18 protein-coding genes are annotated in these 19,771 nt (G+C 46.6%); 14 read left to right on the top strand and 4 right to left on the bottom strand.

Going from position 1 to position 19,771, the window contains the following annotated elements; all coding sequences use genetic code 11:
- The first annotated feature begins 1 nt into the window (after position 1).
- Positions 2 to 1,108, top strand: coding sequence for a Gfo/Idh/MocA family protein (locus AC4E8D_RS17625; RefSeq protein ID WP_490205017.1), 1,107 nt, complete (start codon positions 2 to 4; stop codon positions 1,106 to 1,108).
- Between the two features lie 166 nt (positions 1,109 to 1,274).
- On the opposite strand, the gene AC4E8D_RS17620 is transcribed toward AC4E8D_RS17625, so the two are convergent.
- Together AC4E8D_RS17620 and AC4E8D_RS17615 are read right to left on the bottom strand one after the other, a co-directional pair.
- Positions 1,275 to 2,093, bottom strand: a complete 819-nt coding sequence (locus tag AC4E8D_RS17620) for an SPL family radical SAM protein (protein ID WP_490205016.1) — start codon at positions 2,091 to 2,093, stop codon at positions 1,275 to 1,277.
- Positions 2,090 to 2,674: a bifunctional transcriptional activator/DNA repair enzyme AdaA gene (locus AC4E8D_RS17615; RefSeq protein ID WP_490205015.1), complete on the bottom strand. Its 585-nt coding sequence runs from the start codon at positions 2,672 to 2,674 to the stop codon at positions 2,090 to 2,092. Before AC4E8D_RS17615 ends, AC4E8D_RS17620 begins: the two co-directional genes overlap by 4 nt.
- Before the next feature lie 190 nt (positions 2,675 to 2,864).
- On the opposite strand from AC4E8D_RS17615, the gene AC4E8D_RS17610 reads away from it, so the two are divergent.
- The 3 genes from AC4E8D_RS17610 to AC4E8D_RS17600 are packed head-to-tail and all read left to right on the top strand — an operon-like array spanning position 2,865 to position 5,552.
- Positions 2,865 to 3,845, top strand: a complete 981-nt coding sequence (locus tag AC4E8D_RS17610; protein WP_490205014.1) for a Gfo/Idh/MocA family protein — start codon at positions 2,865 to 2,867, stop codon at positions 3,843 to 3,845.
- Positions 3,846 to 3,875: 30 nt separating this feature from the next.
- Positions 3,876 to 4,646 (top strand): SAM-dependent methyltransferase, encoded by a 771-nt coding sequence (locus AC4E8D_RS17605; RefSeq protein ID WP_490205013.1) that lies wholly within the window; start codon positions 3,876 to 3,878, stop codon positions 4,644 to 4,646.
- A gap of 12 nt (positions 4,647 to 4,658) precedes the next feature.
- Positions 4,659 to 5,552 carry an NAD-dependent epimerase/dehydratase family protein gene (locus AC4E8D_RS17600; protein ID WP_490205012.1) on the top strand — a complete coding sequence of 298 codons (894 nt, stop codon included), beginning with the start codon at positions 4,659 to 4,661 and terminating at the stop codon, positions 5,550 to 5,552.
- 228 nt (positions 5,553 to 5,780) lie between these two features.
- Here AC4E8D_RS17600 and AC4E8D_RS17595 read toward each other — a convergent pair whose 3' ends face one another.
- Entirely contained in the window at positions 5,781 to 6,797 is a 1,017-nt protein-coding gene (locus AC4E8D_RS17595; protein ID WP_490205011.1) for a LacI family DNA-binding transcriptional regulator, read from the bottom strand.
- Positions 6,798 to 7,208: 411 nt separating this feature from the next.
- Here AC4E8D_RS17595 and AC4E8D_RS17590 point away from each other — a divergent pair, with 411 nt between their 5' ends.
- From AC4E8D_RS17590 to AC4E8D_RS17575, 4 genes are all read left to right on the top strand, one after another.
- Positions 7,209 to 8,999 (top strand): L-fucose isomerase, encoded by a 1,791-nt coding sequence (locus AC4E8D_RS17590; RefSeq protein WP_490205010.1) that lies wholly within the window; start codon positions 7,209 to 7,211, stop codon positions 8,997 to 8,999.
- Between the two features lie 124 nt (positions 9,000 to 9,123).
- Positions 9,124 to 10,614, top strand: a complete 1,491-nt coding sequence (locus AC4E8D_RS17585; protein ID WP_490205009.1) for a rhamnulokinase — start codon at positions 9,124 to 9,126, stop codon at positions 10,612 to 10,614.
- Positions 10,615 to 10,684: 70 nt separating this feature from the next.
- The gene (locus AC4E8D_RS17580) at positions 10,685 to 11,347 is read left to right on the top strand and encodes a class II aldolase/adducin family protein (protein WP_237174947.1); all 663 of its coding nucleotides are present in this window, start codon (positions 10,685 to 10,687) and stop codon (positions 11,345 to 11,347) included.
- A 131-nt stretch (positions 11,348 to 11,478) separates the two neighbouring features.
- A complete protein-coding gene (locus AC4E8D_RS17575; protein ID WP_036613800.1) occupies positions 11,479 to 11,829 on the top strand; it encodes a hypothetical protein in 351 nt (116 codons plus the stop codon).
- Between the two features lie 284 nt (positions 11,830 to 12,113).
- On the opposite strand, the gene AC4E8D_RS17570 is transcribed toward AC4E8D_RS17575, so the two are convergent.
- A complete protein-coding gene (locus AC4E8D_RS17570; protein WP_074095370.1) occupies positions 12,114 to 12,740 on the bottom strand; it encodes an FMN-dependent NADH-azoreductase in 627 nt (208 codons plus the stop codon).
- A 236-nt stretch (positions 12,741 to 12,976) separates the two neighbouring features.
- Between AC4E8D_RS17570 and deoR the strand changes: the two genes are divergently transcribed.
- The 6 genes from deoR to AC4E8D_RS17540 all read left to right on the top strand — a co-directional run bounded on the left by deoR (position 12,977) and on the right by AC4E8D_RS17540 (position 19,723).
- A complete protein-coding gene (gene deoR / locus AC4E8D_RS17565; RefSeq protein ID WP_062836066.1) occupies positions 12,977 to 13,915 on the top strand; it encodes a DNA-binding transcriptional repressor DeoR in 939 nt (312 codons plus the stop codon).
- Between the two features lie 213 nt (positions 13,916 to 14,128).
- Positions 14,129 to 14,779: a deoxyribose-phosphate aldolase gene (deoC, locus tag AC4E8D_RS17560; protein ID WP_076215422.1), complete on the top strand. Its 651-nt coding sequence runs from the start codon at positions 14,129 to 14,131 to the stop codon at positions 14,777 to 14,779.
- Between the two features lie 223 nt (positions 14,780 to 15,002).
- Positions 15,003 to 16,190 carry a NupC/NupG family nucleoside CNT transporter gene (locus AC4E8D_RS17555; protein WP_237174948.1) on the top strand — a complete coding sequence of 396 codons (1,188 nt, stop codon included), beginning with the start codon at positions 15,003 to 15,005 and terminating at the stop codon, positions 16,188 to 16,190.
- Positions 16,191 to 16,220: 30 nt separating this feature from the next.
- Positions 16,221 to 17,399 carry a phosphopentomutase gene (gene deoB, locus AC4E8D_RS17550; protein ID WP_490205008.1) on the top strand — a complete coding sequence of 393 codons (1,179 nt, stop codon included), beginning with the start codon at positions 16,221 to 16,223 and terminating at the stop codon, positions 17,397 to 17,399.
- Positions 17,400 to 17,535: 136 nt separating this feature from the next.
- Positions 17,536 to 18,243 (top strand): purine-nucleoside phosphorylase, encoded by a 708-nt coding sequence (gene deoD, locus AC4E8D_RS17545; protein ID WP_017688193.1) that lies wholly within the window; start codon positions 17,536 to 17,538, stop codon positions 18,241 to 18,243.
- 178 nt (positions 18,244 to 18,421) lie between these two features.
- On the top strand, positions 18,422 to 19,723 hold the full coding sequence (locus AC4E8D_RS17540; RefSeq protein WP_036613808.1) for a pyrimidine-nucleoside phosphorylase: 1,302 nt from the start codon (positions 18,422 to 18,424) through the stop codon (positions 19,721 to 19,723).
- The last annotated feature ends 48 nt before the right edge of the window (positions 19,724 to 19,771 follow it).

Below are 19,771 nucleotides of genomic sequence, written 5' to 3'. Positions count from 1 at the left end.
TATGAAAACAATGAAAGTAGGCATTATTGGCTGCGGTAAAATCAGCGGCATCTATATGGAAAACTGTCATCGGTTCGAGGTGCTGGAACTTGTTGCTGTTGCGGATCTCGACCGGAAACGTGCCGAGGAGCAGGCAGCAGCCTATAACGTGCCTAACGTATACAGCGTCGACGAAATTTTGGCTGATCCCGAGATTGAGTTGATCATCAACCTGACGATTCCTTCCGTTCATGCGGATGTATGCTTGCGGGCGCTTGAATCTGGCAAACATGTTTATGTAGAAAAACCGCTCGCTGTTACCCGTGAAGAAGGGCAGGCCGTGCTCGAAACAGCGAAGCGTAAGGGACTGCTCGTGGGTTGTGCACCAGAAACGTTCTTTGGTTCAGGCATCCAGACTTCACTTCAATTGGTGGAAGAAGGGGTTATCGGCAAGCCGGTGGCGGCGACCGCATTTATGATGAGTCGTGGTCATGAGCACTGGCATCCCGATCCGGAGTTTTATTACGCATCAGGCGGTGGGCCAATGTTTGACATGGGTCCATACTATCTTACCGCATTGGTTCAACTAATGGGACCGATCAAGTCGATCGCAGGTATGACAGGTAAAGCCATGGAAGAACGGACGATTACGAGTGAGAAAAAGAGGGGCCAGACGGTTCCTGTCGAAATTCCTACTCATGTTACCGGTCTGTTACAGTTTGAACAGGGGGCCATTGGCACACTGATTACAAGTTTTGACGTATTTGGCGGAAGTGCATTGCCACCGATTGAGATATATGGCACGCACGGTACACTGCAGGTACCTGACCCCAACACCTTTGGTGGTTCGGTTCGTTACCGCTTGCTGGGTGAACATGAATGGACCGAAGTTCCGCTTCTCCCAGGATATCAGGAAAATACACGCGGCATCGGTGTGGCAGATATGGCCTATGCAGCACATAGTGGACGTTCACACCGTGCGAGTGGGGAACTCGCATACCACGTACTTGAGGCCATGTGGGCATTCCACGATTCATCAGATCAGCAGACGTTTTACCAGATGAAAAGCTCATGTCAGCGCCCGGCTGCATTGCCTGTGGATCTGCCATTGTATACATTGGATAAATAAGATAGCCATTATGCTTTATATCATGACGAAAAGCCCTTTTCCTTCGAACAAGGAAAGGGGCTGTTTTTTATTAAATCAAAAAATCTGAGGATAACAGCGAACGGAAGGTTGTTCTGTCATCGGAATGACCAGTGTAAATATTCTTTAGTTCAACGTATATAGCCATTTAAGGCTCAAAACCCGCCTGACTGATCCAGATCTCATCCTCTGAAAAAACGTTTTTCATCCGCTGAACAACAGTCTGATATGCATCTGGATGATACCAGTGCTCCATCTCCACTTCTTGATAGAGCGAGTCCATACCGAGTCGGCGGGTTCGCTTGCCCTCACTGCCATCACCCATGAAATAATCGTCAATGCATACACGCTGAACCAGAGGTCTCAAGATGGCTGCAAACTGTTCACTGCTGGGTAATACGGGAGCAATCGCAACCTGTGTCGGTATTCCGGCATCCCGCAACTGTTCCAATGCGCGTAATCGGCCTGCAATTGGGGGAGCGGAAGGGCTGAAATGCTTGCGCATATCGTCCAGATCCGTCTCTACCGTCATGCTGACCCGAACCCGGTCACCTAACTGTTGTAGCAGATCTATATCCCGGGTAACGAGTGGACTGCGGGTTTGGACTAATACAAAATCGGGTGGATGCTGTATCATCGTTTCAAGTAATGAACGTGTGATACACTCCCTATACTCGGCGGGTTGATACGGGTCGGTACTGGATGACATGAACAGAGTGACTTTCCCTTTGGTCAGGGCGCGTTGTAACTCTTTGGCAAATACTCGGGATGCCTCTTGTTTCACATCTACCCAGCTCCCCCAATCCTCTTTGCGAAATAAGGAGACAGGCATCTGTCTGACATAACAATAGGAACAACCGAAGGCGCAGCCTGTGTAAGGATTCAGCGTATGTGTATATCCATTAAGGAACCCAGTTCCCTTGTTGAGTAACGTTTTGGGTACTTTGTAAGTAAGATTCGTCTTCATAAGTTCTCATGCCTTTCGCGGTAGTGTGCAGGTGTGAGACCTGTGTGTTTGCGAAATACAGTAATGAAATAAGCTGAGTTAGGTATACCGACATTGCGTCCAATATCGGTGACGGTAAGTCCGGTATGTTCAAGCAACTTCCGAGCTTCAGTGATTCTTTTTTCCTGAATATATTGAACCGGTGTGCGGCCTGTAATCCGCTTGAACACACGATGCAGATGATAAGGACTGCCATGACTTACAGTGGCAAGGACATCCAAGGTTAGAGGTTCGGCGTAATGATGTTCGATGTAATCCGTGATTCCGTATATCCACTCCTGATCAGGTACCCGCTCGCCTGTGGGCTTGCAACGTTTGCAGGGTCTGAACTTTAATGCTAACGCTTCTTCAACATGTTGAAATACAAGCACATTTTCAGCTTTAGGTGCTCTGGATTTACAGGAAGGTCGACAGAATATACCCGTGGTTTGCACGCCGTAATAGAATGTTCCATCATAAGAACTATCGTTGTGGATGATGGCATGCCAGTATTTTTCATCTATAGATTCGGGCAGTATGCGATCTTGATCTCGACTTTCCACGGTGATCACCTCATCTTTAATTATACCCCTGATTCAAAAGGATTGACGAAGTTTCAACTTAAAAAGCAAGATATCAATATCTTGGATAAAGTACCTTCCTTCAATCTGAACGAAATATGAGCTACAATATAGAAGATGGTATACAGGATAGAACTCAAATGAAATTTATAGATGAAAGAGGTAGGTAAGCATGGTTCGTTTTGGCGTAGTGGGTACCAACTGGATTACAGAAAGGCTTCTTGAAGCCGCAGCACAGGTTAAAGGATTCAAATTAACTGCCGTGTATTCAAGAACTGAAGATAAGGCTAATGCATTCGCAGATAAATACGATGTTGAACACCGTTTCACCGATCTGGAAGACATGGCGGCAAGTGATGTAATCGACGCAGTCTACATTGCAACACCGAATACGGTTCATGCGGAGCAGGCTGAGCTTTTTCTGAGAAACGGTAAACATGTATTGTGCGAGAAACCTCTGGCTGCAAATAGCGCCGAAGTTCGGAGCATGATTGATACAGCACGAGAACATCAAGTTCTGCTCATGGAAGCGATGAAATCTACCCTTGTTCCCCAGTTCAAAATGGTGCAGAAGAACCTGCATAAAATCGGTCCTGTCCGCAAATATGTAGCAGGATACTCTCAGTATTCTTCGCGTTACGACAAGTACAAAGAGGGGATTGTCCTGAACGCGTTCAAGCCTGAACTCGCTAATGGAGCTTTAATGGATCTCGGTGTGTATTGTCTCTATCCATTGATTACATTGTTCGGTGCACCTAAGCGGGTTCAATCCCAAGCGATGATGCTGGAATCTGGCTTGGATGGACAAGGCAGTGTGCTGCTGGATTATGATGGGATGGATGCGGTCGTTACATACTCCAAAATCTCCAACTCTCATCTACCAAGCGAAATCATGGGTGAGCTGGGCAGCATCATCATTGACAAGATTGGCTCACCGGAACATGCAGAGATACGATACAATGACGGTACGGTGGAGCAGCTCACAGTCGAACAAAACCATCCGGCGATGTATTATGAAGTGGAGGAGTTTGTGAATCTGGTTCATGAAGGCAAAAAGGAGTCTGACATGAACACGTATGAACGCTCCGATGTTACGATGCAGGTCATGGATCAGATTCGGAAGCAGATTGGGCTTGTGTTCCCTAACGATTGATTCAAGCGCAGGAAAGGAAGTTGAGACGAGATGAGCAGAGATGAGCTGAGCAAGAGTAGAGAGGGTCAGAAGAACAGCGGAGAAGATCAGCAGTCCAATGATTCTGGAGGTTTGGAACTGACACAGATTGTTTTCATAGGAAGAACCTTTGAGGAATATATGAAGATGTTCAACCTGACCGTGGAGGATCTTACAGGCAAGTCCATTTTGGATTGTCCAGGTGGAGCATGTTCGTTCAGTAGCCAGGCGCGCAAGTGGGGTGCAGACCCCATGGCCGTGGATATTGCCTACGAATACGAGATCGACGAGCTTGAGGTAAAGGGATTTCAGGACATTGAGCATACGATGAAACAGATGGAATCGGTGCAAGGCATATATGTGTGGGATCAATTTGGATCAATCCAGGGGTTAAAGGAAGAACGAACTCGTGCCATCACAGATTGCATTGCAGATATGAGAATGTTTCCTGACCGTTATGTGGCGTCTATGCTCCCGGATCTACCCTTTACGGATGAACAATTCGATCTAACGTTATCTGCCCATTTCCTGTTTACGTATGCGGATCGATTGGATGTTGATTTTCATGTTGCAACCGTGATGGAGCTGCTGCGTGTGAGCAAACAAGAGGTTCGCATTTTTCCAACAGTGGATCTGTCTGGTGAACGTTACAAGCACATGGATGAATTAAAAGTAATACTCGAAGAGCGTGGGTGCATCGTATCCGAAGAACCAACAGCTTATGAGTTTCAACGGAACGCTCACACGATGCTTCAAATTGTTAAACATAATCGAACAAGATAGGAGGTTTTTTGGATGAATAAAGTACTTATACTTGGGGGTACACGTTTTTTCGGTAAACGTCTGGTGGATCACTTGCTGTGGGAAGGGAAGTCTCAGATCACAGTTGCAACTCGTGGTAAAACGGATGTTGACTTCGGACCCGAAGTCAACCGAATCAAGATGGATCGTGAAGACCCGGAATCTCTGGCAGAGGTTGCACAGACAGACATGTGGGATGTTGTGTACGATAATATCTGTTATTCCCCAGATGCGGCGAAAGCGGCATGTGAAGCTTTTGCAGGACGCACCAAAAGATACGTTCTGACATCCACACTCTCGGTATACGGTGATCCCCGACCTGGATTTAAGGAAACGGATTTTGACCCATATACATATCCATTACAGTATGGGAGTGCGGAGGATTTTTCGTATGGAGAAGGCAAACAGCTTGCGGAGGCTGTATTTTTCCAGGAAGCAGATTTCCCGGTTGTGGCGATGCGTATTCCCATTGTACTCGGGATTGATGATTATACGAGAAGACTTCATTTTCATATTGAACATGTGCAAAAAGGAAAACCGATCGGCATGCCAAATCCGGATGCAGAGATTGGATTCATCAATTCCACAGAAGCGGCAAGATTTCTCGCTTGGCTTGGACATTCGTCCATTACCGGTCCGGTGAATGCAGCTTCCAAGGGTGCGATTACGCTGTCAGCCATGATGCATCTGATCGAGACGGTCACGGGCATGCAGTCCCAGATCCTTAAGGAAACTGTGAAAGAAGACATGTCACCCTTCGGGATCGAGCAATCATGGACGATGGAGACGACCAAGGCAGAACAAGCAGGTTATACGTTCGAACCTCTGATGGACTGGTTCCCGGGACTCGTTCGTGAGGTCGCTCTCGCATTACAGTCGGAGCGGTAGAATATCGGCTCGGATGGAACCATAATGAAACTGAATGAACCTGACGAAACAACCGGTTCGGACGAACAGGTCATCTAACGAATGAATATCAAATAGGGTGCAACCAGAGTGTAATCTCCGGTGCACCCTGTTTATGTTGTATATTTTTCGAATTTGAACGGGACTTAATCTAGATAAGGGGGACTAATCTTTTACACGATAATATTTGGTCAACTCTTGCGCTTAACTCTATTCTTGTTCACGTGGGGCAGTAGCTGAAGCCCGTATGCGCAATTCTGACGGTAGAATAACGGTTTGGGCTTCGGAGGGGGCCTTGCCCTCAATTCGGTCAATCAGCATCTGTACGCCCTGAAACCCAAAGTCATATGCTGGCTGTGCAGCTACAGTCAGAAAAGGATCAAAAGCAGAAGCCAGATCCAGATCGTCGAAGCACACAACAGAGATGTCTTCTGGTACACGCAGTCCTCGTTTGCGCAAAAGCCGAATGACCCCAATCGCCAGCATGTTGTTGGCAGCAAAAATGGCTGTTGGTTGATCCGGTTGAGAGAGTAGTCGATCCAGTCCTTCTTCATCGCTGAAATCCCGGTACCCGGTTCGAAGCACAAGCTCGGGATTGATATCAGCTCCGGCCTCTCGTAAACCCGCTATATAACCTTCCTCCCGCAGTCTGGCGGTAGAAACCTCCGAAGAACCATTGACCAGTGCAATGCGTCGGTGCCCCAATTGCACCAGATATCGGATGAGCTCAATCGCGCCTTCTAGGCTATCTCCAGCAATGATATCTGACGTAATGCCAGGTACGGTGCGGTCCAGAAAGACAAATGGAATGTGACGTTCCTGCAGCTGTTTCAGATGAGGAAGAGAACGATCCCCCGCAGGGGCATAGAGTACACCATCCACACGAGTAGACAGAATCGCATCCACGTAATCCTTTTCCTTATTGTAATCCTCGTCACTATTGCCGAATAAAAGTCGGTACCCACGAAGATGGGCTGCATCTTCAGCACCACGTGCCAGTGTTGTATAAAAAGGGTTGGTAATATCCGTAATTAGCAGGGAGAGCATCTGGGTTCGTTGAAGCACAAGGCTGCGCGCATTGGAGTTCGGGATGTAACCCAGTTCGTCGATCACCTGTTGCACACGTTCACGTGTCGCGGAACTTATGCGGCCTGTATGATTAATGACCTTGGAGACCGTCATGGCGGAGACGTTGGCTTTTTTGGCAATATCATAAATGGTAATCATTAGAATCTAACCTTTCCGCAACATAGTCTTACCATTCTATAGGATAATGCCAATTGACAGCAAGATAGGCTCATGCTATCTTAGGGTTACCGATAACCCTAAAGGGTTCTGAACGTCTTTACTACATAAACCATTTCGTTGAATTCGCTCATGCACGTTCCATTTTCTTGAATAGAGGAACTACATACAAGGCTGATTAATGAAATGGTTTATTGGTATTTTTTCAAATATGTAAACGCATTCAAAATTAAGTAAGCTCTTGATAATCTGTGTATGCAACTCTTGTGTGCCAATCGGGTATCGGTTGTATCTCCGTCATTATCTCATTCCAATCAACGCACATGGATCAGACAGAAGGTTTCTCAATTCAACCCAAATTCTATGAAACGAATTGAAGGAGGACATTCCAGTATGACACATCAGGATTATCGTTATAAGCAGGCTTTTCCCAAGATTGGTATTCGTCCCACGATTGATGGAAGACGCAAGGGTGTTCGGGAGTCACTGGAAGAACAAACGATGCGGATGGCGACATCTGTTGCCGAGTTGCTTGCAGCAGAACTACGTTATCCTGACGGGTCCGCAGTGGAGTGTGTTGTGGCTGAGACCTGTATTGGCGGGGTGGCCGAGGCGGCCGCAGCATCAGAACTATTCAGCCGTTCGAACGTTGGTGTAACGATCACCGTGACACCGTGCTGGTGTTACGGTACGGAAACGATGGATATGTCACCATCCATTCCTACAGCTATCTGGGGTTTTAACGGGACTGAACGTCCGGGTGCAGTCTATCTGGCAGCGGTACTTTCTGCTCATGCACAGAAGGGGATTCCTGCCTTTGGAATCTATGGAGAGGATGTTCAAGACGGAGGGGATACAACAATTCCCGAGGACGTGCGTGAGAAATTGCTCCGGTTCAGCCGTGCGGGTTTGGCAGCCGCTACCTTGAAAGGGCAAGCGTATCTGTCCATTGGATCGGTATCCATGGGGATTGCAGGCTCGATTGTGAACGATTCATTTTTCCAGGAGTATCTGGGCATGCGCAACGAATATGTGGATATGAGCGAACTCACTCGTCGTATTGAAGAAGAAATCTACGATCCTGAGGAGTATAAGCTCGCACTGGCCTGGGTGAAGGAGAATTGTAGCGAAGGTCCGGACAACAACGCTGTCCATCTGCAAACGGATCGCAAACGCAAAGAGTACGAATGGGAAACCGTTGTGAAAATGACTCAAATCGTGCGTGACTTGATGGTGGGCAACCCAAGATTGGCAGAACTTGGTTTTACAGAGGAATCGATGGGCCACCACGCGATTGTATCCGGCTTTCAGGGACAACGGCAATGGACGGACCATTCACCTAACGGAGATTTTCTGGAGTCGATATTAAATTCTTCCTTTGACTGGAATGGCAAACGTGCGCCTTATCTCGTTGCAACGGAGAATGATAGTTTGAACGGTGTGTCCATGTTATTTGGCTCGTTACTCACGCATACGGCACAGATCTTTGCTGATGTGCGCACGTATTGGAGTCCGGATTCGGTACAGCGTGTAACAGGGCACCAGTTGGAAGGAAACGCGAAGGACGGTATTCTGCATCTGATTAACTCGGGTTCCGCGGCCCTGGATGGCACCGGACAACAGTCCAGAGATGGCAAGCCTGTGCTCAAGCCTTTCTGGGAAATTACAGATGAGGAAGTTCAGGACTGCCTGAAAGCAACATCGTGGAGACCGGCATCCGTAGAGTATTTCCGCGGGGGCGGCTATTCAGCGGATTTCTTGACCAAAGGCGGTATGCCTGTAACGATGACACGTCTGAATCTGGTCAAAGGACTGGGTCCGGTGCTGCAAATCGCTCAGGGTTACACGGTCGATCTGCCTGAAGATGTACATGATACGCTGGATCGGCGGACAGACCCAACCTGGCCATCCACCTGGTTTGCACCTGTTCTAACCGGATCGGGAGCGTTTACTTCCGTATACGAGGTCATGAATCAATGGGGAGCGAACCATGGGTCCATCTCATACGGACATATTGGTGCAGATCTGATTACTCTCGCTTCCATGCTTCGCATTCCGGTAAATATGCATAATGTACCTGAAACGGAAATTTTCCGTCCGCGTGCATGGGGATTGTTCGGCACAAGTGAGCCGGAGAGTGCAGACTACCGTGCTTGCAGTGTGTTTGGCCCGTTGTATCGTTAAAATAAAGTTCCATTCCTGTCAAACGCCATGTTCCTTGTGAGATGAGGTAACATGGCGTTCTCTTGAAAGCTGTGTTCAGAACTCGAATACGGCTTATCGCGTAGAGTTAAGGAGGCTTGAAAGAATGGGCAATCAAGCAACACATGTGCTTGCTGCCGATTACGGCGCCGGTAGTGGACGCGTAGTCCGGGGTTCTTTTGATGGAAACAGACTCTCGTTACAAGAAGTGCATCGATTCAACAATGAACCCGTGCAGCTGGGGGATGGATTGTATTGGGATTTCTTGCGACTTTTTCATGAATTAAAACAAGGCATTGTGAAAGGGACACAAGGCATCTCTCCATCGGTCCGTTCTATAGCTGTGGATACGTGGGGAGTGGACTATGGACTGGTGGATGGTGCGGGAAGGTTGTGCTCGAACCCACGTCACTATCGGGAAGCACGCAATGCACAGTGGATGGAAGAAGTTCTGCACATCGTGAAAGAAGAAGAACTGTATGCTATGTCGGGGGTTTTGCCGCAGCAGATCAATACAGTATTTCAACTGCTAGGCAGTGTACGAGAGCAGGCCGAAGGTTTGCGTCCGGATGTGCGCATGTTATTTATGCCGGATTTATTTCACTATTATCTATCTGGTCAGCAGGCTTGTGAGTATACGATTGCAAGTACCAGTGGGCTGTTGCATGCAGGCGAGGCGCGTTGGAATGAACATCTGATCGGGCGTCTCGGTATACCGGAAACATTATTTCCAAAACTCGTTCAACCCGGTACCGTGCTGGGCAATTTAACGAATGAGTTGTGCGCCGAGTTACGGACTGGACCGATGCAGGTAGTCTCTGTGGGATCACATGATACGGCATCTGCCTTGGCAGCGATTCCTGCGATGGATTCGGATTTCGCTTTTATCAGCTGTGGCACCTGGTCTCTTATGGGGGTGGAGCGTGATGCACCTGTATTGGATGAGCGAAGTCGTGCATTGGGATTCACCAATGAAGGGACGGTAAGTGGAAAAGTACGCACCCTGAAAAATCGTTCAGGCTTATGGCTGCTACAGGAATGCAAACGGCAATGGGAGCGGGAGAATCAACTTTTTACACATGAAGAACTGATTCGATTGGCTACCTTGGCAACGCCGCATCAAAGTTATGTATCGCCGGGAGATGGCGTGTATTTGGCGCCAGGAAATATGTCTGAACGAATACGGCAACAATGTAGTCTCACCGGACAGACTGTGCCTGAAACGAATGGAGCGATTGTGCGCTGCATTCTGGAAAGTCTTGCACTGGAATTCAGACAGACGCTGGATGAACTGCAGTTGATTACAGGTACAAGACCTCGTGTCATTCATATGGTTGGTGGTGGTGTACACAATCGCCTATTATGCCAGTTTACAGCCAATGCAGCCGGTGTCCCGGTGGTGGCAGGCCCGGCAGAGGCGACTTCAGCCGGGAATTGCATGCTGCAATTCCTTGCGCATGGAGAAGTGAGTAGCTTGGCCGAGGTACGGGAGGTCATGGCTGCTTCCTTTTCACCCGAGACCTATGAGCCTGAGGATACAGAGCTGTGGCAAGAGGCTTATGAAAACTACCAAAGTTTGAATCAAATCAAAAGGTAATAAATAGATTCAATGCAATGAGCATTGACGCAAAATGCTAAAAAGAAAAGTATGAGGAGTGGTGAGCAACATGTCTGAACAACAAGTAAGGGAAGAGTTGACGAAATATGCACGCAGAGCAGTTGCCCAAGGGTTGGTGGTAGGACCCGGTGGGAATCTGAGCGCTCGCTCTGGCGGAACGATGTTGTTGTCTCCGAGCGGTTATGCACTTGAAGACCTGGAACCGGACGAGTGGATCGCTATTGATATCGAGACAGGGGCGACTAGCGCGGGATCAACACGTCCGTCTTCCGAAGTATTAATGCATCTGTATAGTTATCGTGTGAATTCTGATATCCAAGCCATTGTGCATACGCATCCGGCATATACGATCGCACTTAGTCTTGTTTTCGATGAATTGCCACACTTGTTCCCTGATCAGTCGGCATTGGTTGGCGATATCGGATTTGTTCCATATGTTCTGCCAACGACGAAACTTCTTGCCGATGCAGTCTCCGCAAAGGTAGAAGAACATACGGCACTCATTCTCGTCAATCACGGATTGGTCACAACGGGTAAAAACCTCCGCGAAGCCTATTACCGTACTCAGGTGGTGGAAGAAAGCGCCAAGGTATATATGATCGCCAAGGCAGCCGGGGAACCCAAAGTGTTAACTGCTGAAGAATATAAGGAAATTCAATCCCTTGAAAGTGAAGCCTATCGTGTACAGTTGTTGCAACAACTCAAGTCTTAAACGGAGATTAATCATTCGTCAAAACATGACATGAAACTGGACAATCCACTATTTTTCTCGACAACTATTGCATAACCTGAAATACCGAGTATAATACTTGGTAAATAGACGAAAAGGGGATGCAATAAACGATGAAAACACATGCTGAATTGAACTCACTTCTTGTTGACGATTATCTGGATCTCCTGAACATTGCGAAACAGCTAGGTGATGACGAATGGAAAGATGCTATTCTGCAAGCATTGAAGGAAGAAGTCGATGCGAATCATCATTTGGATTCTAAAGAGGTAAGACAGGATTTATGGATTCAATTTGAAGGCATTAATGAACAAATGCATGATCTGTTAATGCAACTGAAGCATGCCGACAGTCCTGAGGAGAAAGAGCAGATTATTGAAATGATCTGGGGATTGAAAGTAGACCGTCATGCAATCACACGTAAACTTGAAACCATGAGCCGTGCCAGCGCTGGACATCAATAAGCTCTAGGTTGATTATACATTGAAAACCCGCGTGTTTCCTGGGATTATCCCCTAGGTCGCACGCGGGTTTTGTTTTTGCTTTAATTGTTATTCTATACTTTAAGTGAGTGTTCAAAAAGGTCGGTTTTCAGTACCGAGAAGATGGGATGAAGCTAGAAATGGAGTAGCGGAGCGTAGGGGAAACTACGTGAGCAACGGACATTTCGGCTGAATTCCATATTCGATGCTGATGATGCCATTAGGCATCCTTCGTAATCAAAAGCGGACTTTTTGAACTACCTTTCTTAAAACTGTTTTGCGAAAGTGCGTGCTTGCTCGATAGCCTGTTGCTTGATCTCATCCGCACGATCTTTATACTGATTGTGCCCCTCAACAAAAATGCCATCAAGCTTCGGCACACCGAGGAATGACATGATAATGCTTAAGTAACGATGACCGGATTCCATCTGAGCCGCTGGGCCTTCGGAATAAATGCCACCGCGAGCTTGAATATGCAACGCTTTTTTGTCAGACAACAGTCCAACAGGACCTTGTTCGGTATAACGAAATGTTTTGCCAGCTACGCAGATCGAGTCCACATAAGCCTTCAGAATAGGAGGGAACGAGAAGTTCCACATCGGGGTTACAAAAACATATTTATCTGCTGCGGCAAATTGATCCGACAATTCATTCAAACGGCTTACTTTGGTCTGCTCTTCGGCAGTCAGATCACTACCCGATTGCAGTTTGCCCCAACCACTGAAGACATCTGCATCGATATGGGGGATATCCGAACGATACAGATCGAGGTGAACAACCTCATCAGAAGGGTGACTTTCACGATACGCATCAATAAACGCTTTGCCTGTAGCCATGCTGAAGGAGGTTTCATGATCATGAGGATGGGCAGTAATATACAATAAGGTAGACATGTTGTTATTCCTCTCTGTGCGATTAATGGGGTGAAGCGATCTTGGCAATGATGAAGCGACCGCAGTAGTATGCATCGTTTCCTCCGTTTTATACGTCAGAAAGGGATATGAATGGATTGATCATGATACTGAACTGGATGCTTTATGGTGACCTGATACTCAATCCATGTATAATATATGGGACGAGTATTTATTTTCCAAAGACAATAGGATGAGTGAGATGAGCGCACATGGGAATGGACCTGGAGAAGCAACGATTAAGCATTGAAGCAGCGAAATTGTATTATCAGTCCGATTATAGCCAGCAGGATATTGCCGCAAGATTGGGCGTGTCACGTCCAACCGTATCAAGGTTACTTCAGTACGCCAAAGATCGTGGATACGTCCGGATTGAAATTATGGACCCGCTGGAGGATATCGACATCATTGCCGGAGAACTTAAGTCGAAATATGATCTGGATACGGCACTTGTGTGTTTTGCCCCGTTGAAGAGTGATGAGGAAATACAGAAGCATATTAGCAAACGAGCAGCAGACTACCTTCAAGAGACGGTTCAGGATGCGGATATCATCGGGGTGACTTGGGGAACAACCATGCATGCTGTAGCACGCCAACTTCGTCCCAAGCAGGTCAAAGGTGTCGAAGTCGTACAATTGAAGGGGGGCGTAAGCCACTCCCATGTCAATACCTATGCCGCTGAGATTGTTCATTTGTTCGCTGAGGCATTCCATACGGTACCAAGGTATCTGCCGCTGCCTGTGATTTTCGACAACATTGAAGTAAAAAACATGGTGGAAGCGGATCGACATATCGGCAGAATCGTGGAACTTGGCAGACAGGCCAACATTGCTTTGTTTACCGTGGGTACTGTGAAGGAAGATGCATTATTGTTCAGGCTCGGTTACTTCAATGAAGAAGAGCAACAATTGCTGATGAACTCCGGTGCAGGTGACATATGTTCACGCTTTTTCGACGCGGAAGGTCAGTTGATCAGTGAAGAGATTAACAGCAGAACCGTTGGAATTGATCTAGCAGAGTTGAGAAATAAGGAAAAATCAATCCTTGTCGCCGGGGGACAACGCAAAATTGAAGCCATACACGCCGCGCTCAAAGGTCATTACGCTAATATTCTGGTCACGGATCAGTACACAGCGCAGGCATTACTTCGATTTTAATTTCAAATGGATATGGATGACAACATCTGCCACGTAAAAAGGGCGGATGTTTTGCTTTTTTAGGAAGAAAATATAACGAAGAAGAAATGCAAGTGTAACTGTGAACAAAAGTTCAAGTTGATTTTTACATATGTTCATGTTAGTGTAAGGGTATAGAAAATAACTAGTTCAGATAAGGGAGAGATTCAATTGACTACACCACAATTAGCTAAAATGATCGACCATACGTTGCTTCGTGCGGACGCAACGCAAAGTGAAATGGCCAAGTTAACCGAAGAAGCAAAGCAATATCAGTTTGCTTCCGTATGTGTTAACCCAGGCTGGGTTGCTTATGCTGCTGAGCAGTTGCAGGGTTCTGGCGTAGATATCTGCACCGTTATTGGTTTCCCTCTGGGAGCATCTACATCGGAGACAAAAGCTTTCGAAACGAAAGATGCGATTGCTAAAGGTGCAACTGAAGTCGATATGGTCATCAACATCAGTGCTTTGAAAGATGGCAAAGATGATTTCGTTGAACAAGATATTCGTGCTGTTGTTGAAGCGGCTGCGGGTAAAGCTTTGGTGAAAGTTATTATTGAAACTTGTCTGTTGACGGATGAAGAGAAAGTACGTGCTTGTCAGGCAGCTGTGCGAGCTGGAGCTGATTTTGTTAAAACTTCTACAGGTTTCTCCACAGGTGGAGCAACGCCAGAAGATATCGCTTTGATGCGTCGTACTGTAGGTCCTGATGTTGGCGTTAAAGCTTCCGGTGGCGTACGTAGCCTGGAAGATATGCAGAAAATGATCGAAGCGGGTGCTACTCGTATCGGTGCAAGTTCTGGCGTTAAGATTATGCAAGGTGGTCAGTCTACATCTTCTTATTAAGCAAAAGCACTTTAGAAAAAGCTTAATAAATAAAAGTAATGTTATATTCTCTGTACTTGGGCGTTCGACTCAGGTACAGGGAATACAACTTACACTTTTTTAATTAACGGAACTTATTGTAAGCGCTTCATAAGTTTTCTGAAAGATTACTGATAAAAATGCTTAAGAACCCTTTGAGCTGAATTTTCACATCCGGCTTAACTACCTTCAAAGGAGAAATCAAATGAAATTTCTAATTGCCCTTCTTGGTTTACTCGTTGTTTTTGGACTGGCTTATATCGCGAGCAACGGCAAAAAGCAGATTCGTTACCGGCCGCTGGCTATCATGATTGTTTTGCAAGTTATACTAGCTTATGCTCTGTTGAATACAGGAGTGGGTACTTTTTTAATTGGCGGTTTCGCGACCGTATTTAAAAGTTTACTCGACTATGCGAATGAAGGTATCGCATTTGTATTTGGGGGTTTGACTACCGTAGGTGCCGAAAGCGGGGGGGCACCGTTCTTCCTCAGCGTATTGATGCCGATTGTTGTCATCTCCGCCCTTATCGGTATATTGCAGTATATCCGAATCTTGCCTTTTGTTATAAAATATATTGGTCTGGTATTAAGCAAAATCAACGGAATGGGCAGACTGGAATCATATAACGCGGTTGCTTCGGCTGTATTGGGGCAATCTGAAGTGTTCATTTCTGTGAAAAAACAAATTGGGTTGTTGCCAAAACATCGGCTGTACACCTTGTGTGCTTCGGCGATGTCCACGGTATCGATGTCGATTGTTGGTGCTTATATGACCATGATCGAGCCGAAATATGTGGTTACAGCTCTTGTACTGAACCTGTTTGGCGGTTTTATCATTGCTTCGATTGTGAATCCTTATGAGGTTACAGAGGAAGAAGATATATTGGAAGTACAGGAAGAGGAAAAACAGTCCTTCTTCGAAATGCTTGGCGAATACATCCTGGATGGATTCAAAGTTGCTATCATCGTAGCTGCGATGTTAATCGGTTTTGTTGCCTTGATTGCACTTGTTAACGGAATTTTCAGCGCTGTGCTTGGCATTTCGTTCCAAGAGCTACTTGGTTATGTGTTTGCACCATTTGCCTTCATCATGGGTGTTCCATGGAAAGAAGCGATTCAGGCAGGAAGTATTATGGCAACCAAAATGGTATCCAACGAATTCGTAGCTATGCTTAATTTGAAGGAAACTGCAATGTCTGCCAGAACAACGGGTATCGTATCTGTCTTCCTCGTGTCGTTCGCCAACTTCTCCTCCATCGGTATCATTGCTGGTGCGGTGAAGGGACTCCATGAGAAGCAAGGGAATGTGGTCGCCCGCTTCGGTCTGAAGCTGCTTTACGGTGCTTCGCTTGTCAGCGTGCTGTCAGCGATCATTACTGGACTGTTCTTGTAAGCTGGATTATTTGGAAGGAGTGCTTAAGTTATGTCAACATTCAAAAGAGTACATCTGATTGTTATGGATTCTGTAGGGATCGGCGAAGCGCCGGATGCAGCAGAATTTGATGATTTTGATGTAGATACCTTTGGTCACATTGCACGTGAACGCGGAGGTCTGAAAATGCCTCACATGGCCAGTCTCGGACTGTCCAACATCAAAGAAATCGAGGGTGTCCCTGTAGCGGATACACCTAAAGCGTATTACACCAAGATGCAGGAAGCATCCAGAGGCAAAGACACAATGACAGGTCACTGGGAGCTGATGGGTCTTTACATTGATACACCTTTCCGTGTGTTCGAGAATGGTTTCCCCGATGAGTTGATTCAGCGCATTGAAGAGAAAACGGGCCGCAAAGTAATTGGTAACAAACCGGCCAGCGGCACGGAAATTCTGGATGAGCTGGGTGCAGAGCATGTTGAAACTGGCGCGCTCATCGTGTACACATCCGCGGATTCGGTTCTGCAAATTGCAGCACATGAGGACGTTGTTCCACTGAAAGAATTGTATGAGATCTGTGAGTTCTGCCGTGAGATTACACTTGAAGATCCGTACATGCTGGGCCGCATTATTGCACGTCCATTTGTAGGAGAAGCGGGTAACTGGAAACGTACTGCGAATCGTCATGACTATGCACTCAAACCTTTTGGTCGTACGGTTATGAATGAACTGCAAGATGGTGGATTTGATGTGATTGCCTTGGGCAAAATCGCAGATATCTATGATGGCGAAGGTGTAACCAAGGCCGTTCGTACCGTCTCTAACATGGATGGTATGGACAAGTTGTCCGAAACGATGGATGAAGAGTTCACTGGACTCAGCTTCCTGAACCTGGTTGATTTTGATGCCCTGTACGGTCATCGTCGTGATCCGCAAGGTTATGCTCAGGCACTTGAAGACTATGATGCACGGCTGCCAGAGATTTTTGCCAAAATGACCAATGATGATCTGCTGCTGATCACAGCTGACCATGGTAACGATCCAACATACCGTGGTACAGACCATACACGTGAATATGTACCACTCCTTGCCTACTCTCCGCGCTTCAGCGAGGGCAAAAAGCTTGATCTGCGCAGCACATTTGCTGACCTTGGCGCAACCGTAGCTGAGAACTTTGGAGTGAAAATGCCGGAATATGGTACCAGCTTCCTGAAGGATTTGAAATAAGTTAATTCTAGGTGACGGAAACTTTAGGATTTAAGTATTTTTTCAAAAAATAGATAAGGGATGTCGGAGTAGCTGAGGCTGCTCCGGTTCCTGCCATCGTAATAGAGATAAACATATAACTGGAGGAGATTCATTCATGAGTACACATATTGGAGCAAAACCCGGAGATATCGCAGAAACGATCCTATTGCCAGGAGACCCTTTGCGCGCGAAGTATATTGCAGATACGTATCTTGAAGATGTTGTATGTTACAACGAGGTTCGTGGAATGCTCGGTTACACAGGTACATATCAAGGACACCGGATTTCGGTGCAAGGTTCAGGAATGGGTATTCCGTCCTTCGCAATCTATGCAAACGAACTGATCAGCGAATATGGCGTGAAAAACCTGATTCGTGTAGGTACTTGTGGCGGTATGCAGGAGCATGTACGTGTACGTGACGTTATCCTTGCACAAGCAGCATGTACAGATTCCAGCATGAACAAACACGTATTCGGTGGTTATGACTTCTCACCAATCGCTACGTTCTCCCTGCTGAAAGAAGCATATGACCGTGCAACAGCTAAAGGTATGAAGATTCACGTCGGTAACGTATTCAGCTCCGATTCTTTCTACCGCGATGACCGTTCCGTAACCGAGAAGTTGATGAAACACGGCGTACTCGGCGTAGAGATGGAAACAACAGCATTGTACACTATCGCTGCCAAGTTTGGTGTTAACGCACTGACGATCCTGACGGTAAGTGACCATTTGCTGACAGGCGAAGAAACATCTGCCGAAGAACGTCAAAAAACGTTCAATGACATGATGGTTGTTGCCCTGGATACAGCAATCACTCTGTAATTGTTGCATTTTATATTCATAATCATTTGATTTGGCTCGAAACTTTTGTTTTAAGCACGTAGTGAAGGAACCGGAATTGATTCTGAAGAAGCGAAGCGTTGAAGGAACGATCCGGAGCCGTAACGGACTAACATCAAAGTGTTCTATACAATCAGTACACACACAAGGAGAGATCATCATGAGAATGGTAGACATTATTGCCAAGAAACGCGACGGAAAAGAACTGACAACAGCTGAGATTGATTTTGTTGTTCAAGGATACACACAAGGAGAAATCCCGGATTATCAAGTCAGCGCATGGGCGATGGCGGTGTTTTTCAAAGATATGACAGACAAGGAACGCGCGGATCTGACGATGTCAATGGTGAATTCCGGTGAAACGATCGACCTGTCAGCTATCGAAGGCATCAAAGTAGACAAGCACTCCACAGGAGGAGTGGGCGATACAACAACACTGGTACTTGCTCCGCTTGTTGCTGCGCTGGATGTTCCTGTTGCCAAAATGTCCGGACGTGGACTTGGTCACACGGGTGGTACAACAGACAAGTTGGAATCCGTTGCTGGTTTCCACGTAGAGCTTGAAAAAGAAGAGTTCATTCGCCTCGTAAACGAACACAAGGTTGCAGTTATTGGACAAAGTGGTAACCTTACGCCTGCAGATAAAAAGCTCTATGCACTGCGTGACGTAACAGCTACCGTTAACTCCATTCCACTGATTGCCAGCTCCATCATGAGTAAGAAAATTGCAGCAGGTGCAGATGCAATCGTATTGGATGTTAAAACGGGTGCTGGTGCATTCATGAAAACAACGGAAGATGCTAAAGAATTGGCACATGCCATGGTAAGCATCGGTAACAATGTTGGACGTAAAACGATGGCTGTTATCTCCGATATGTCCCAACCACTGGGTCTGGCGATTGGTAACGCGCTTGAAGTGAAAGAAGCAATCCTCACCCTGCAAGGTAAAGGTCCAAAAGATCTGGAAGAACTGTGTCTGGCTCTTGGACGTCAGATGGTATTCCTTGCTGGCAAGGCAGATTCCTTGGAGCACGCTGAGGAAAAATTGAAAGAAGTGATCCAGAACGGTAAAGCCCTGGAGAAATTCAAAGATTTCCTGGCAAACCAAGGCGGAGACGCTTCGGTTGTAGATCATCCAGATCGTTTGCCACAAGCACAATATCTGGTTGAAGTCCCAGCAGACAAAGACGGTTATGTTGCCGGAATCGTCGCTGACGAAATCGGAACTGCAGCAATGCTGCTTGGCGCAGGCCGTGCAACAAAAGAGTCCGAGATCGATCTCGCGGTTGGTCTGATGTTGAATAAAAAAGTCGGTGACCCAGTCAAAGCTGGTGAGTCCCTCGTAACGATTCATGCCAATCGTGAAGACGTAGCAGATGTCATCGCGAAGATCAAAGAAAACATTACAATTGCGGATCATGCCGATGCTCCTGTATTGGTTCATGATATCGTAACGGAATAATACAATCAGAGCAGACGAGATGTAATCTCATGTCTGACTGAACATGAA

This window comes from Paenibacillus sp. SRL342, from assembly GCF_984798905.1.
The sequence above is the reverse complement of the archived record's forward strand: the minus strand, read 5'-3'. Positions and strand labels throughout refer to the sequence as shown.